The sequence below is a fragment of the Streptomyces sp. NPDC041205 genome (assembly GCF_055591765.1).
Genome location: NZ_JBVIZH010000003.1, coordinates 39,939 through 54,859 on the forward strand (window position 1 = coordinate 39,939; position 14,921 = coordinate 54,859).

Sequence of the window (14,921 nt, forward strand, 5' to 3'; positions counted from 1 at the left end):
CGGCCCATCGGGCAGGCCCTGGGGTGGTCCGACCGGTTCGGGGCCCGCGGGAGACGTAATGAGTCACAGTGGCCGGGGGGCCGTTGACACCGGGTGTCAGGGCTTCTAGCGTCTCGTCTGCTGAAGGTACTAAGCGGTCGCTCACTTGGGAGTGCCGCGGCACCGCACCTCCAGAAGATCCGCACGGCATGAGAGCCGCACCCCAAGGGCGAGGAGAGCCAGCATGTCCACCACTGAGCAGCGCGTCGCGGTCGTGACCGGAGCAGCGCGAGGCATCGGCGCGGCGACCGCCGTCCGGCTCGCCGCCGAGGGCCGCGCCGTCGCCGTGATCGACCTCGACGAGGCCGCCTGCAAGGACACCGTCGAGCAGATCACCGCCGCCGGTGGCAAGGCGATCGCCGTGGGCTGCGACGTGGCCGACGAGGCCCAGGTCGAGGCCGCCGTCACCCGGATCGCGGCGGAGCTCGGCGCGCCCACGATCCTGGTCAACAACGCGGGCGTGCTGCGCGACAACCTGTTGTTCAAGATGAGCGCGAGCGACTGGGACACGGTCATGAACGTGCATCTGCGCGGCGCGTTCCTGATGTCCCGCGCCTGTCAGGCGCACATGGTGGACGCGGGCTTCGGCCGGATCGTCAACCTCTCCAGCTCCTCCGCGCTCGGCAACCGCGGCCAGGCCAACTACGCGGCCGCCAAGGCGGGCATGCAGGGCCTCACCAAGACGCTCGCCAAGGAGCTCGGCAAGTTCGGCGTCACCGCCAACTCCGTGGCGCCCGGCTTCATCGTCACCGAGATGACCAAGGCCACCGCCGAGCGCGTCGGCATGGGCTTCGAGGACTTCCAGGCCGCGGCCGCCACCCAGATCCCGGTGCAGCGTGTCGGCAGGCCGGAGGACATCGCCAACGCCATCGCCTTCTTCACCGGCGACGCGGCGGGTTTTGTGTCCGGGCAGGTCATGTACGTGGCCGGTGGACCGCTCAACTAGCGGCCCGCCCGACAAGCACCGGACCAAGCGCAAAGGATCAGGACAGATGGCAGTGCAGGACAGCGGCAAGGCGGCGCTCGTCACCGGAGCGAGCCGCGGCATCGGCTACGGCATCGCGGAGGCACTGGTCGCCCGCGGCGACCGGGTGTGCATCACCGGGCGCAACGAGGACGCGCTCAAGGAGGCCGTGGAGAAGCTCGGCGCCGACCGCGTCATCGGCGTCCCGGGCAAGGCCCACGACGAGGCACACCAGGCGGTCGCCGTCGAGCGCGCCATGGAGGCGTTCGGCCGCGTCGACTTCCTCATCAACAACGCCGGTACGAACCCGGTGTTCGGGGCGATGGCCGACATGGACCTGAACGTGGCCCGCAAGGTCTTCGAGACCAACGTGATCTCCGCGCTCGGCTTCGCCCAGCTCACCTGGAAGGCCTGGCAGAGCGAGCACGGCGGCGCGATCGTCAACATCGCCTCCATCGCGGGCGTCGCGCCCTCCCCGTTCATCGGGGCGTACGGCATCAGCAAGGCCGCCATGGTCAATCTGACCCTGCAGCTGGCGCACGAGTTCGCGCCGAAGGTGCGGGTCAACGCCATCGCCCCGGCCGTGGTCAAGACCAAGTTCGCGCAGGCGCTGTACGAGGGCCGCGAGGAGGAGGCCGCGGCGGCCTACCCGCTCGGTCGGCTCGGGGTGCCGTCCGACATCGGCGGCGCGGCGGCCTTCCTCACCTCCGAGCAGTCCGACTGGATCACAGGTCAGACGCTCCAGGTCGACGGCGGCATGTTCCTCAACGCGGGCGTCGGCTGACGGAACCGGGCATCGGCTGACGGAACCGGAGGAACCGTGAAGAAGGCCGGGATTCCCGTGCGTACGTGATGTTCTCCCGCATGAAGTGCCCCGTCGGTGAGCCTGGTTGGCACGGCGGGGCGCTGCGGTATGGTCTGCCGATCCATGGCACGGCAGACCGAGGAGCGTGCACGTGTTCAGAAGAGTTCCCCCGCGTGGTCGGCGGCCGGTCACCCTGCTCGCGTCCCTGTCCCTCGTCGCCGGCTGCGGTGTGCTGTCCTCCGAGGGCTCGGACGGCGGCGACACGATCACCGTCGGTACGACGAGCGCGCCGAGCACCCTCGATCCGGCCGCGGCCTACGACGGCTCGTGGGAGCTGTACCGGAACGTCTTCCAGACGCTCCTGAGCTTCCCCTCCGGCGCCACCGAGCCCCAGCCCGACGCGGCGGAGCGCTGCCGGTTCACCGACGGCAGCAGCATGGTCTACACGTGTACGTTGCGCGCGGGGCTGAAGTTCTCCGACGGCCACGAGCTGGACGCGCGGGCCGTGAAGTTCTCCATCGACCGGATGCGGCGCCTCGACGTCAAGGGCGGTCCGGCCGGACTTCTGGGCGCGCTGCGGACCGTGCGGACCAAGGGGGACCGGACCGTGGTGTTCCGGCTGCGCGAGCCCGACGCCACGTTCCCCTTCGTCCTCGCCACCCCCGCCATGTCGATCGTCGACCCCCGCGAGTACCCGGCCGACAAAATACGCGAGGGCGACGAGATCAGCGGCTCCGGGCCGTACACCCTCGAGTCCTACCAGGCCGGTGACCGGGCCGAACTCACCAGGAACAGCCATTATGAAGGCGCCGCCGACCGCAAGAACGACGCCGTGACCATCCGCTACTACCGTGACTCCGACTCCATGGTCGAGGCACTGCGTGACAAGGACGTCGACGTCACCTTCCGCGGTCTCGCGGCGCGGGACATCGTGGCGCAGCAGGGCCCGGACAAGGAGAGCGACATCCGGCTCGTCGAGGGCGCCGGGACCGAGATCCGCTACCTGGTGTTCAACCCGAAGGACCGGTGGGCGCGCAAGCCGGCCGTGCGCAAGGCGTTCGCCCAGGTGATCGACCGCGGCGCGATCGCACACAAGATCTACAAGGGCACCGTGGAGCCGCTGTACTCGATGGTCCCGCGCGGTGTCGCCGGGCACGGCACGAGCTTCTTCGACGCCTACGGCGATCCGAGCGTGGCCAAGGCGCGGCGGATCCTGGCGGCGGCGGGCATCACCGAGCGCGTACCGCTCACCCTCTGGTACACCACCGACCGCTACGGCTCGGCCACCGAGCCGGAGTTCGCCGAGATCAAACGGCAGCTGGAGGCCTCGGGCCTGTTCAAGATCACGGTCAAGGGGCAGCCGTGGAAGGAGTTCGACGCGGCCTACAAGCGCGGTGAGTACCCGGTCTTCGGGCGCGGCTGGTTCCCGGACTTCCCGGACGCGGACAACTTCATCGCGCCCTTCGTGGGCGAGCGCAACGTCCACAACATGCCCTATCCGTCGCGGGAACTCACCGAGGAGCTGCTGCCGCGCTCGCGCCGCGAGGCCGACCGGAGCAATGTCGTGGACCAGTTCGAGCGCGCCCAGCGAATCCTCGTCGACGACGTGCGGCTGCTGCCGGTGTGGCAGGGCAAGCAGTACGTGATGGCGACCGAGGAGATCTCGGGCGCCGAGCGGGCCCTCGACCCCTCGGCGATCATGATGATGTGGGAGCTCGGGCGGAAGACGAGCTGGTAGGTGGCGGCTTCCCCGTGGGCGCGGGGCCGCCCGGTGGGGCCGGGGGCGGTGGATTGTCAGTGGCCGCCGGTAGGTTCTGTGGTGCAGAACTGAACGCACCCCGGAGGTTGTTGACGTGACCGACATCGCCATGCTGCCCGCGTCCTGGCGCGGAGTCCTCGGCGAGGAACTGCAGAAGCCCTACTTCAAGGAGCTCACCGAGTTCGTCGAGGAGGAGCGTGCGAAGGGCCCGGTCTTCCCGCCGCGCGACGAGGTGTTCGCCGCGCTGGACGCGACACCGTTCGACCGGGTGAAGGTCCTCGTCCTCGGCCAGGACCCCTATCACGGCGAGGGCCAGGGCCACGGCCTGTGCTTCTCGGTCCGCCCCGGAGTGAAGACCCCGCCCTCGCTCCGGAACATCTACAAGGAGATGAAGGAGGACATCGGCCTCCCCGTGCCGGACAACGGCTATCTGATGCCGTGGGCCCAGCAGGGCGTGCTGCTCCTGAACGCGGTCCTGACGGTCCGCTCCGGCGAGGCCAACTCCCACAAGGGCAAGGGCTGGGAGAAGTTCACCGACGCGGTGATCCGCGCGGTGGCCGAGAGGCCGGATCCGGCGGTCTTCGTCCTGTGGGGCAACTACGCCCAGAAGAAGCTGCCCCTCATCGACACGGAGCGGCACGTCGTCGTCAAGGGCGCGCACCCCTCGCCGCTGTCCGCGAAGAAGTTCTTCGGCTCCCGGCCCTTCACGCAGATCGACGAGGCGGTGGCGGCCCAGGGGCACGAGTCCATCGACTGGCGCATCCCCGACCTGGGCTGAGCAGGCGGGAGCGCCCCGCGTCGCACCGCGCCTGACCGCGATTGTCAGTGGTGGCCGCTAGCGTCGGAACCGACTCGTGGGGCCGGTGGCCGGACACCGGCCGACGGCCCCACGGCTGACGAACGACCGACGGATCGACTGACAGCTGACGACGGACTGACGTCGGACCTGCCGCGGGGCCCCGCCCGGCCCGCGGTACGTCCGGCGGACGCGGAGGGCGACGCGGTGGCGGAGCGGCAGGAACAGACGACGGACGACGAAGACGCCATGATGACCCGGATCGGGCAGGCGGTCATGCTCCAGCACGCGGGCGACCGCGAGGAGGCGCGGACGCGGTTCCTCGTGCTCTGGTCGGAGATCGGCGAGGAGGGCGACGCCCTGCACCGCTGCACCCTCGCGCACTACATGGCCGACACCCAGGACGACCCGGCGGACGAACTCGCCTGGGACCTCAGGGCGTTGTCGGCGGCCCAGGAGCTGTCGGACGAACGCGTCGGCGCCCACCACCAGTCCCTCGCGGTGCGAGGGTTCTACCCCTCGCTGCACCTCAACCTGGCCGCGGACTATGTGAAGCTCGCCCGCCCCGAGGCGGCCCGCAGCCATCTGCGCCTGGCCCGCGGCGCGGTGGGCGCGCTCGGCGACGACGGTTACGGGGACGGCATCAGGGCGGCGCTGGACCGCCTTGAGGCGCAGGTGGGGGAGGGGGCGGTGGAGGAGTAGGGGCTTGGTCGGTGTGATTGGCTCCGCTGGGCCCAGTCGGGCCAGCCGGAGCCAGCCGAGGCCCAGGCCGGGCAGCGCGGGGGACCGGGCAGGCTCCGCCGAGGGCCTGCCCCCCGTCAATGCCCATACGCCGCCCGGCAGATGGTCGCTTCCGGGCTGTCCGGCTCCCAGCCCCCGTGCGTGCGGCCGAGTGCGCACAGGTCGACCTCGGCGCGGACGTGCGGCGGCGCGTCGGAGCGGGGTGCCTCCCCGCCGTCGCGACCGGGATCCTGAGAGCGGCCGTCGTGGCGGCGCGGGGGCGGGGCCAAGCGCCCGCGGTGCTCGTCGCGCTCGCGAGCGGCGCCGCCTTCGGTGGGCGCGGGTGACGTGGCCGAGGGCCGGTCGGACGGGGTGGCCTTCGCCCGCGGGGGCGCGGTGCGGGACGGCGTGTCCGCCGGGCCGCCGCGCTCCAGCGCGTCACGCGCCGGGTCCTGCACCGCCCGCGGCGGCCGACTCCAAGGAGCCCGGGCGGGTGTCGCCGGGCCCGCCGACACCGCGCCCCGGCCGCCCGCCCGCTCCACCCCCATGCAACCGGAGAGAGTCAGCACGGCCACGGACGTGGACACAAGGAGCACCGAAGTGGTCACCGAGGTGGTCGTCGATCGCTGCACCCGCGCCACTCTGCTGGCCCCGGCGCGTCCCCGGGCGCCGAACGCCTCCGCATGCCCCGCACGGGTGACACCGGCGCGCGCCACCGGGCGACGGCTCCCGCCCTACACCCCTCCCCGCCCTTCCCCGTCCAGCATCCCCCGCAGCAATTCCCCGAAGCCGTCCCGCAGTTCGTCCACCGTCGGCGCCGTCGCGTGGTACGAACCCGCGACGCACGAGAACATCATGCCGTCGCACCACGCCACCAGGGACAGCGTGTGCCGCTCCGGATCCTTGGAGCCCGCGGCGACCATCAGTTCGCGCAGTGGCTCCCGGAACTGGGCGCCCGCCGAGTCGTAGTACGACCGCAGTTCGGGCCGCCGGGTCGCCTCCAGGGCGAGTTCGTAGCGGGACAGGAGCAGGCCGCGGTGGGCGTCGCCGGTGAGGAAGCGGTGCAGGGCCACGGCCAGGCCGGAGATCAGGGTGTCGCGGTCGCCCGCCGGGTCCGGCAGCTCGCTCGGGGTGAGGACGTCGTTCTCGCGCTCGGCCTGCCGGCGGACCGCGGCCTCCAGGAGGGCGAGCCGGGTGCGGGCGTGGTTCGACGTCGACCCCGGAGGGAGCCCCGCCGCCTCGTCGACGGCCCGGTGGGTGAGGCCGCGCATGCCGCGCTCGGCGAGCAGCGAGAGGGCGGTGTCGGCGATGAGTTCGGTGCGGGCTGTCCCCGTGGCACGTACAGGCATGTGGCCCAGCCTACCGTTCTCACTACAGATGTAGTAGCGTCTGGACGTGGGCACTACATCTGTAGTTGCCGACGGTTCCGCCTTTGCCAAGTATGCGCGCGACAAGGAGAGATCATGCCCGGAACAGCGAAATCTCCCCAGCCCCACGCCGTCGTCATAGGTGGTGGGATCGGTGGGCTGACCGCCGCGATCGGCCTGGACAAGGCCGGTTGGCGGGTCACGGTCCTGGAACGCGCCGCGTCCCTGGAGCCCGTCGGCTCCGGCATCGGCCTCGCCCCCAACGCCCAGCGCGCCCTGGACGTGCTAGGCCTCGGCGACCGGGTGCGCGACCTGGCAGCGTGGCAGGGAGTGGGCGGGGTGCGCGCGCAGGACGGACGCTGGATCGTGCGGACCAGCGCGGCCGCGACGACGCGGGAGTTCGGCGGCACGCTGGTGCTGCTGCACCGCGCGACACTGGTCGACCTGCTCGTCGCCGAACTGCCCGCGCACTGCCTGCGCACAGGCGTCGACGCCCGCCTCACCGACTGCGGCGGCCCCGGCCGCAGGGCCGTCGTCACGACCCCCGACGGCGACATCGAGGCCGACCTCGTCGTCGGCGCCGACGGCATCAACTCCGCCGTCCGCGGGGCCCTGTTCCCCGCGCACCCCGCGCCCGCGTACACCGGCTTCACCGCCTGGCGGCTCATCGTGCCCGCGCCCGAACGCCCCTTCGCGCCGCACGAGACCTGGGGGCGCGGCGGAGTCTGGGGCACCCAGCCGCTCAAGGACGGGCGGGTGTACGCGTACGCCACCGCGCTCGTCCCCGAGGGCGGGCGCGCCCCCGACAACGAGAAGGCCGAACTGGAGCGGCGCTTCGCGCACTGGCACGACCCGATCCCCGGGATCATCGCCGCCGCCCGCCCCGAGGACGTCCTGCGCAACGACGTGCGCCACCTGATCGACCCGCTGCCCGCCCACCACCGCGGCCGGACCGTCCTCCTCGGCGACGCCGCGCACGCCATGGCACCCACCCTCGGCCAGGGCGGCAACCAGGCCATCGAGGACGCCGTCGTGCTCGCCCACCACGCGGCACCGCGCGCCGACCTCTTCGCGGGCCTGGCCGCGTACAGCGCGGTACGCGTGCCACGGACCACGGCGATCGTGCGCCAGGCCGCCCGCACCGCCCGCCTCAACCACGTCACCAGCGGCCCCTTGCGGGCGGTGCGCGACTCCCTGGTGCGCACGGCGGCCGGGCTCGGCCCGGACATGATCATGCGGGGCTTCGCCTCCATCGCCGACTGGCGGCCGCCCCAGCCCCCGTATGCTGCGGGAACAGGCTCGGGGGCGCAGGAGCGTGAACCGGCACGACGATAGGGAGACACTGGTGAAGGTCGGCTGCATCGGACTCGGCGACATCGCGCAGAAGGCGTACCTCCCGGTGCTCGCCGCACAGCCCGGCGTCGAACTGCACCTCCAGACCCGCACCCCCGCCACCCTGGAGCGCGTCGCCGCCGTCCACCACGTGCCCGGGGAGCGCCGCCACACCGACCTGGACTCCCTGCTCGCCCAGGGCCTGGACGCGGCCTTCGTGCACGCGCCCACCGCCGTCCACCCCGAGATCGTCGGCCGCCTCCTCGAGGCCGGGGTGGCGACGTACGTGGACAAGCCCATCGCCTACGAACTCGCCGACTCCGAGCGCCTCGTGGACCTGGCCGAGGAGCGGGGCGTCAGCCTCGCCGTCGGCTTCAACCGCCGCTACGCCCCCGGCTACGCCCAGTGCGTCGAGCACCCGCGCGAGCTCATCCTGATGCAGAAGAACCGCGTGGGACTGCCGGAGGACCCGCGCACCATGGTCCTCGACGACTTCATCCACGTCGTCGACACCCTGCGCTTCCTCGTGCCCGGCCAGATCGACGACGTGAGCGTGCGCGGCCGGGTCGAGAACGGTCTGCTCGAACACGTCGTGCTGCAGCTCGGGGGCGCCGGGTTCACCGCGATCGGCGTGATGAACCGGCTGAGCGGGTCCACCGAGGAGATCCTGGAGGTCTCGGGCCAGGACACCAAGCGGCAGGTCCTGAACCTCGCCGACGTCGTCGACCACAAGGGCCAGCCCACCGTGCGGCGGCGCGGCGACTGGGTGCCGGTGGCGCGGCAGCGCGGCATCGAGCAGGTCGTGCTCGCCTTCCTGGACTCCGTGCGCGCGGGCAAGGTGCTCAGTGCTCGGGACGCGCTGGCGAGCCATGAGCTGTGCGAGCGGGTGGTGCGGGCCGTTCAGGAGCAGGCCTCCTGAACGCCCGCGCGCCCTCCGCCGCGCACAGCAGCGCGAGCACGACGAGGGCCGCGTGCACCGGCCAGTCGCCGAACCGCACGTACGGGGTGGTGCCGGTGGCCAGCGGCACTTCGTACGCCGCGGTGCTCGACGCCGACGTGCCGAGCGGCGCGCCGACGCGTGCGCCGCTCGGGCCGTAGACGGCCGAGACGCCGGTGAGGGTGGCGTGCACCATGGGGCGGCCGGTCTCGGCGGCCCGCACCGCCGCGAGCGACGCGTGCTGCTCGGGCGCCCAGCTGTGCTGGAACGACGACGTGGCGGACTGGGCGAGCAGCAACTGCGCGCCCTCGCGCGTGAGGTGGCGGCTCATGTCGGGGAACGCCGACTCGAAGCACACCAGCGGCCCGACCCGCAGCCCCCGCCCCTGCCCTTGGCCTTGACCGATGGTCATGACGACGGGCCGGTCCCCGCGCCTGCGGTCCTCGCCCGCGGCCTTGCCGACGGAGGTCGCCCAGCCGAGCAGGGAGCGGGCGGGCACGTACTCGCCGAAGGGGACCAGGCGCATCTTGTCGTAGCGATCACCCGTCGGCCCCTGGGGACCGACGAGCACCGAGCTCTTGAAGATGCCCGGCCGGTCCGAGCGGCGCGCGTCGACGTTCACCAGGATGTCGGCGCCGACCTGCCGGGACAGCGCGGTGATCCGCCCGGCCAGATCGGGCCGCTCGGTCAGGTCGTGGCCCACGCTGCTCTCGCCCCACACCACGAGGTCCAGATCGCGGCCCGCCAGGGTGCGGGTCAGGCTCTCCTCGCGGGCGAACCGCTGGTCGCCGCTGTCGATGCCGTTCATGACGCCGGGCTGGACGACGGCGACGCGGATGTGGCCCGCGGGCTCGGGGCGCGGGGACCAGGTCCAGGCCGCCGCGGTGGCCGCGCCGACGGCGACGAGACCGGCGACGGCGGGGACGCGGGCGCCGCGATGGGCGACGAGCACGGCGACGCCCGTGTTCACGGCCACGACCAGGGCGCTGGCCAGCCAGACCCCGCCGACCGACGCGAGTCGCAGCGCGGGCTCGACCTGCCACTGGCTGGAGCCGAGCAGACCCCAGGGCCCGCCGAGCCCCTCCCAGGACCGCACCAGTTCCACCATCAGCCACCCGGACGGAAGGACGAGCAGCGCGGCGGCGGCGCGCCCCGGGGAGGACGTGCCGCCGATGAGGTGGCGTACGAGCCAGCCCCACGGCGCCCACAGCAGGCCGAGCAGCGCGGCGATGACCAGCGTGAACACATGCAGGCTCGGCAGCAGCCAGTGGTGCACGGCGACCATGAAGCCGAGCCCGCCGAGCCATCCGTCCAGGGCCGCGCGGCGGCCCGTCGGGGCCGAGCGGGCGAGGAGCAGCCACGGCACGAGCGCGACGTACGCGAACCACCACCAGGAGGGCGCGGGGAACGCCAGGGCGGGCAGGGCGCCGCACAGGGCGGCGAGGGCGCCGCGCTGCCACGGCGAGGCCAGGTCGACGTGCCGCCACGGGGCGGTGCGATCACCGCGCCGCCACGCTGTCGCGTCCGCCCACCGCGGCACCCATCGGTGCCGCCGCTTGCTGCCGAGTGCGTCCATGCAGCGCGCCTTTCTGCCCCGATCCGTCCGACGCGGCCGGTGCCCCCCCCGCCGTCGTACGTTCAGTGTGCGCGCCCCTGACGATCTAGGACAGGGGGCGCCTGGTTCATGTAACCGGGTCGGACCAGTTCTGTCTGCGCCACTTCTCCTGGACGACGACCTGACGCAGCCGCCAGCCGTTGTGGGCGCGGACTGCGGTGAAGGCGTAGCGCCCGCCGCATTCGAAGTCGGGCGCGGTGCCCGCGCGCCGGTCGGCGCCGCCCGTGCCGTCGGGCCCGCCCGTGCTGTCGGCGCTGTCCGCCCTGTCCGCGAACCGCATGGGGTTGGCGTAGTCGGCCTGTATCCGGGCGGTGTCGCCGATGTCCTGGTCGCGGACGTCGAAGCGGATTCTGCGGTTGACGATGAGGTGCTGGCGTACCGCGAAGATCCGCAGGGACTCCGTGAGCCAGTCGGCGACCTCGGACGCGGGTCCTTCGATGCCGCCGGCCGAGCGGTAGTCGGCGCGTCCGTCGGGTGCGAACAGCCGACGGTAGGCGTCCCAGTCGCCGTCGTCGACGGTGATGGCGTAGTCGGTGATGAGGGTGTCGATGGCCAACCGGTCAAGGACTGCGGCGAGTTCCACGCGCTGCGTCATCGGATCAGTCTTGGGCACCGGGGGTACGGAGCCAAGAGGCCGGGCGTGAGTCGTTGTGCCGCCGGGGGCCGGGGTGGCCCGATGTGCTCGTCCGGATGGGTGGGGAGGGCGCGCGCGAGCGGGTCCGGATCGCTCGCGCGCGGTGAGGGATTCCTCGGTGGAGGGCGGGCCTCCGGTGCGGTGACGCCGACGGACGGCTCACGTGCGGAAGATGCGTGCGTGTCGCCCCCGTTGTGTGCCGCTTACGCGGCCTGCACGATCTCCGCGCGTACCGCCTCGGCCCACTCGGTCACCAACTGCTCGTACTCCCGCCGCTGTTCGACGGAGAGGCGGCCGCCCGCACGCAGCCACAGGCCGCGTATCCGCTCGTTCAACTCGGCCGACGACCGCACGGAACCATGGGGTTGAGGGGTGAGGGGCATGAAGTCAAGCCTAGGGGATAGCCCTGACAATCGGAACTGTCAGCTACCGCACACCTGCGGCACGTGATCGCGCCGGGGCGCCGCAAGGCGCGCGCGTCCGGCGCGAGTTGGGGCAGGCGCGCTGGTCAGCGAGGCGGCGGGAGGCCCTTGGGGCCGGTTGGGGCGCGGCGCGACGGCCTCGGGCAGTGATGGACGGCACGATTCCGTACGTCGCTTGGGGCGTCGGGTGCCCGCGTTCGGTGATGCCGCCGTCGGACAGCGGCATCACCGGCACTGGACCGGGGTCCGGCGCCTGTCAGGCGGCGCGGGGCCTGATGCGACGCGCCGTCAGGGCTCCGGCGGCCGCGAGTGCCGCGGTGAGGGCGAAGGTCACCGTCAGGGCGAGGGACACCGAGCCGCCGTGGGTCGCGGACAGGGTGACGGCGGCGCCGCCGAGGCCGCTGAGTACCGCCACCGCGAGGGTCTGCGCGAGTTGCATCGACCCGCTGGCCTCGCCCTGCCGGTCGGCCGGTGCCTGCTCCATGGCGTCGGTGGTCGCCGCGTTGAAGGCGACGCCCATGCCCGCGCCGCCGATGGCCCAGCCCGCCACGGCCGTCAGGGCGGGCACCGCGTCGACCAGGACGCCGAGCGCCATCACGGCGATCCCCACGAGCAGGACCGCGAACCCGGCGGCGATCGGCACGGCCCGCGACCGCCCGCTCCAGCGGCTGTCGGCCCGGCCCTGCCACATCGCCCCGAGCACCCATGTGATGGCGCCCGCCGAGAGCCCCAACCCGGCCTCCGTGGCGCTCAGTTCGCGCAGCCTGACAAGCCCGAGGGGCAGGAACGCCTCGCTGCCGAAGTAGGCGCCGCAGAGCAGGAAGCGCAGGACGACACCGGTGGGAACGCCGCGGCGCACGGACAGCGTGCCCGCCGGTGTGACCCGGCGCAGTGCGAGCACGGCCGTGGCGGCGCCCACGGCGGCCAGGGGGATCAGGAGGGCGAGTTGGCGCAGTTGGAGGCCCGCGAGGAGGAGGCCGGTCCCGGCGGCCAGCAGGACGCTGCGGGCGACGGGGGTGGACCACCAGCGGGTCGCCGCGGTGGCCGGGCTCGGGACTTGCTGGTCTCCCGGGCTGCCGGGGCGGCCGAGGCGGCGCAACTGCGGCAGCGCGAGCGCCGCCGCGGCCGCGATCAGGGGCAGCAGCAGGACGAACACGCCGCGCCAGGACACCTGGTCGGAGATCACGGCGGCGATGCTCGGACCCACCAGGGACGGCACGGTCCAGGCGCCGGAGACCAGGGCGAACACGCGCGCACGCAGGCGTTGCGGATAGGCCAGCGCGATGGCGGTGTACGCCAGCGCCATGACCGCTCCGACCCCGAGCCCCTGCAGGAACCGCCCGGCCAGGAAGACGGGCCAGTTCGGCGCGGCCCCGGCGAGCGCGCAGCCGACGGCGAAGACCGCGAGGCCGAGGGCGAACGGGCGGGCCGGGCCGTGGCGGTCGGCGGCGACGCCTGCGGCGACGGTGCCGATGAGGTTCGCGAGCATCAGCGCGGACAGGCCCCAGCCGTACGCGTTGAGTCCGCCGAGGCGGCCCGCGATCTCGGGCAGCACGGTGGCGACCCCCATCGACTCGAAGGCGACGAGCCCGACGGAGAGCACGATGCCCCAGGTGAGGGCGGAGTAGGGGGCGCGGAAGGCGCTCTCGGGGCGGGCACTCGGCGCGGGCGCCTGCCGCGCACCCGATTCCTGCGTACCCGATTCCCGCGCGGGCGGTTCCTGCGTGGTCGTTTCCTGCTCGGACGGCAAGGTCGACCCTCCTCTTTATGTTTCGATCCGGAACGGAATGAAAGTAGATGCTACCTATACTGACCGTCATGGCAACCCCCGAGTCCGTGGCCCACGCCGCTCGTTCCGTCCCAGAGACCGGCCGGACGGGGCGGCCCCGCGACGCGCGGCTCGACGAGGCCATCCTGGAAGCGACGCTGGCGCTCCTGGAGGAGTCCGGTTACCCGAACCTGACGATGGAGGGCGTCGCGCGCCGCGCCGGTACGACCAAGCCGGCCATCCGCCGCCGCTGGTCCTCCCGGCAGCACCTGGTCATCGCCGCGCTCGCGGAGACCGTGGGCACCGCGCCCACCCCCGACACCGGCTGCACGCACTGCGACCTCATCCTCGGCGTCGAGACCCTGAGCCAGGCGTTCGGCGGGACGCTGGGACGCAGGACGCTGCCCGCCCTCGTGGCCGAACTGGCCGACGACCCGGAGCTGGACCGCGTCTTCACCGAAACCCTCTTCCGGCCCCGCAGGGCCACGACCGAGGCGGCGCTGCGCCGGGGCATCGAGCGGGGTGACATCCGCCCCGACGCCGACATCGACCTGCTCCTGGACATGCTCGGCGCCACCACGTACCACCGCGTGCTCTTCGGGCATCTGCCGGTGACGGACTCACTCGCGCACGACGTCGTGATGGTGCTCATGGAGGGTGCCGCGACACCGCGTTGGCGCGGCCACTACCAGCAGCGGCACCAGGACGACCCGCGCCCGGGCGGACGCACCGGCTGAGGGTCAGGCCCGCAGCGCCCGGAGCAGGTGGCGCAGCGGTGGGCCGGGCGGGCCGGGCAACACGGCCAGGGACGTGGTGAGTTCGGGCGCGGCAAGGCGTCGTACGGCCACGCGGGGCACCGGCGGCAGCCCCGCCACCTCGTAGAAGACCGTCCAGGACGGGGAGTCCGCGCGCTGCTCGGCCAGGCCGGTCAGGGTCTCCTGGAGGTTGGTGAACGGCGGCCCGGGCGGCGGTTCCACCCCGGCGGCCCGCAGCGCGCCGGTCACCAGGTCGTGAAAGGGCGGGTTGTGCTCGCGCGGGGCCAGGCGCAGCGGGAGGCCCGCCAGTTGTTCGAGTCGCACGGGCGGGGCGCTCGCCGGGGCGGGGCCGGACGCGGACTCCGGCACGTCGTCGGGCGGGGCTGCCGCCGGGTGGTCCTCGGGCAGCGCCACGTACAGCGGATCCCGCCGGACCGGCAGGAGTTCGAGCCCCGGCGCCGCCGTCGCCGCCCGCACCAGCGCCGCGTCCAGCTCGCCGGAGCGCACCGCCGCGAGCCGCTCGGTGAGGGGCAGCCGACGCAGCCGCACCCGGAGCCGGGGAGCCGTGCGCCGCAGCTCGTCCAAGAGGCGGTACGTCCGGTCGCCCGGCCCCTGGACGGTGCCGAGGCGGAGCAGACCCTCGTCGCCGGACGCGATGTCGGCGGCGACCTGCCGGGTGCGCAGGGCCGCCGCGAGCACGGCGCGGGCCTCGGGCAGCAGCCGCTCGCCCGCGGCGGAGAGGCGGACGTACCGCGTGGAACGGTCGAACAGCGCGACGCCCAGCTCGCGTTCCAGTCGGCGGACCTGCTGGCTGACCGCCGACTGCACGATGCCGAGCCGCTCGGCGGCCCGGCTGAAGCCGCCCTCGTCGGCCACGGCGGCGAAGTACTGGAGCTGGCGCAGTTCCACGGGTTCCTCCTGCGGCGCCGATTCATCACGATCGGTGATTTCTGCAGGGAACAACTGCTGGTGGTTCGCGGCTTCTTCCCCGGATCGAATGGGAGCCAC

The 14,921-nt window shown here is 73.2% G+C and carries 15 protein-coding genes; 8 read left to right on the plus strand and 7 right to left on the minus strand.

Features of this window, described 5'->3' with window-relative positions; translation table 11 throughout:
* Positions 1 to 223 precede the first annotated feature (223 nt).
* The 5 genes from fabG (at position 224) to ACZ6BG_RS14365 (ending at position 5,065) form a co-directional block, all read left to right on the plus strand.
* Positions 224 to 985: a 3-oxoacyl-ACP reductase FabG gene (fabG, locus tag ACZ6BG_RS14345; protein WP_469000405.1), complete on the plus strand. Its 762-nt coding sequence runs from the start codon at positions 224 to 226 to the stop codon at positions 983 to 985.
* Between the two features lie 46 nt (positions 986 to 1,031).
* Entirely contained in the window at positions 1,032 to 1,787 is a 756-nt protein-coding gene (locus ACZ6BG_RS14350; RefSeq protein WP_468462283.1) for an SDR family oxidoreductase, read from the plus strand.
* 172 nt (positions 1,788 to 1,959) lie between these two features.
* Positions 1,960 to 3,546 (plus strand): ABC transporter substrate-binding protein, encoded by a 1,587-nt coding sequence (locus ACZ6BG_RS14355; RefSeq protein ID WP_469000409.1) that lies wholly within the window; start codon positions 1,960 to 1,962, stop codon positions 3,544 to 3,546.
* 115 nt (positions 3,547 to 3,661) lie between these two features.
* Positions 3,662 to 4,345: a uracil-DNA glycosylase gene (gene ung, locus ACZ6BG_RS14360; RefSeq protein WP_469000412.1), complete on the plus strand. Its 684-nt coding sequence runs from the start codon at positions 3,662 to 3,664 to the stop codon at positions 4,343 to 4,345.
* Positions 4,346 to 4,570: 225 nt separating this feature from the next.
* A complete protein-coding gene (locus ACZ6BG_RS14365) occupies positions 4,571 to 5,065 on the plus strand; it encodes a hypothetical protein (protein ID WP_469000415.1) in 495 nt (164 codons plus the stop codon).
* Between the two features lie 116 nt (positions 5,066 to 5,181).
* On the opposite strand, the gene ACZ6BG_RS14370 is transcribed toward ACZ6BG_RS14365, so the two are convergent.
* Positions 5,182 to 5,715 carry a hypothetical protein gene (locus ACZ6BG_RS14370; protein ID WP_469000418.1) on the minus strand — a complete coding sequence of 178 codons (534 nt, stop codon included), beginning with the start codon at positions 5,713 to 5,715 and terminating at the stop codon, positions 5,182 to 5,184.
* Positions 5,716 to 5,817: 102 nt separating this feature from the next.
* Positions 5,818 to 6,432 carry a TetR/AcrR family transcriptional regulator gene (locus ACZ6BG_RS14375; RefSeq protein ID WP_469000420.1) on the minus strand — a complete coding sequence of 205 codons (615 nt, stop codon included), beginning with the start codon at positions 6,430 to 6,432 and terminating at the stop codon, positions 5,818 to 5,820.
* Positions 6,433 to 6,546: 114 nt separating this feature from the next.
* Between ACZ6BG_RS14375 and ACZ6BG_RS14380 the strand changes: the two genes are divergently transcribed.
* Together ACZ6BG_RS14380 and ACZ6BG_RS14385 are read left to right on the plus strand one after the other, a co-directional pair.
* Positions 6,547 to 7,785: an FAD-dependent monooxygenase gene (locus tag ACZ6BG_RS14380; RefSeq protein WP_469000422.1), complete on the plus strand. Its 1,239-nt coding sequence runs from the start codon at positions 6,547 to 6,549 to the stop codon at positions 7,783 to 7,785.
* 10 nt (positions 7,786 to 7,795) lie between these two features.
* The gene (locus tag ACZ6BG_RS14385; protein WP_469000424.1) at positions 7,796 to 8,701 is read left to right on the plus strand and encodes a Gfo/Idh/MocA family protein; all 906 of its coding nucleotides are present in this window, start codon (positions 7,796 to 7,798) and stop codon (positions 8,699 to 8,701) included.
* Here ACZ6BG_RS14385 and lnt read toward each other — a convergent pair.
* From lnt to ACZ6BG_RS14405, 4 genes are all read right to left on the minus strand, one after another.
* A complete protein-coding gene (gene lnt / locus ACZ6BG_RS14390) occupies positions 8,625 to 10,295 on the minus strand; it encodes an apolipoprotein N-acyltransferase (RefSeq protein ID WP_469000426.1) in 1,671 nt (556 codons plus the stop codon). The two genes, ACZ6BG_RS14385 and lnt, sit on opposite strands and share 77 nt — an antisense overlap.
* 106 nt (positions 10,296 to 10,401) lie before the next feature.
* Positions 10,402 to 10,929, minus strand: coding sequence for a nuclear transport factor 2 family protein (locus tag ACZ6BG_RS14395; RefSeq protein ID WP_469000428.1), 528 nt, complete (start codon positions 10,927 to 10,929; stop codon positions 10,402 to 10,404).
* Between the two features lie 242 nt (positions 10,930 to 11,171).
* Positions 11,172 to 11,351, minus strand: coding sequence for a hypothetical protein (locus ACZ6BG_RS14400; protein WP_078619226.1), 180 nt, complete (start codon positions 11,349 to 11,351; stop codon positions 11,172 to 11,174).
* 295 nt (positions 11,352 to 11,646) lie between these two features.
* Positions 11,647 to 13,140: an MFS transporter gene (locus tag ACZ6BG_RS14405; protein WP_469000431.1), complete on the minus strand. Its 1,494-nt coding sequence runs from the start codon at positions 13,138 to 13,140 to the stop codon at positions 11,647 to 11,649.
* A gap of 68 nt (positions 13,141 to 13,208) precedes the next feature.
* Between ACZ6BG_RS14405 and ACZ6BG_RS14410 the strand changes: the two genes are divergently transcribed.
* Entirely contained in the window at positions 13,209 to 13,895 is a 687-nt protein-coding gene (locus ACZ6BG_RS14410; RefSeq protein ID WP_469000433.1) for a TetR/AcrR family transcriptional regulator, read from the plus strand.
* A 3-nt stretch (positions 13,896 to 13,898) separates the two neighbouring features.
* Here the strand turns inward: ACZ6BG_RS14410 and ACZ6BG_RS14415 are convergent, their stop codons facing one another.
* Positions 13,899 to 14,822, minus strand: a complete 924-nt coding sequence (locus ACZ6BG_RS14415) for a LysR family transcriptional regulator (RefSeq protein ID WP_469000437.1) — start codon at positions 14,820 to 14,822, stop codon at positions 13,899 to 13,901.
* Positions 14,823 to 14,921 lie beyond the last annotated feature (99 nt).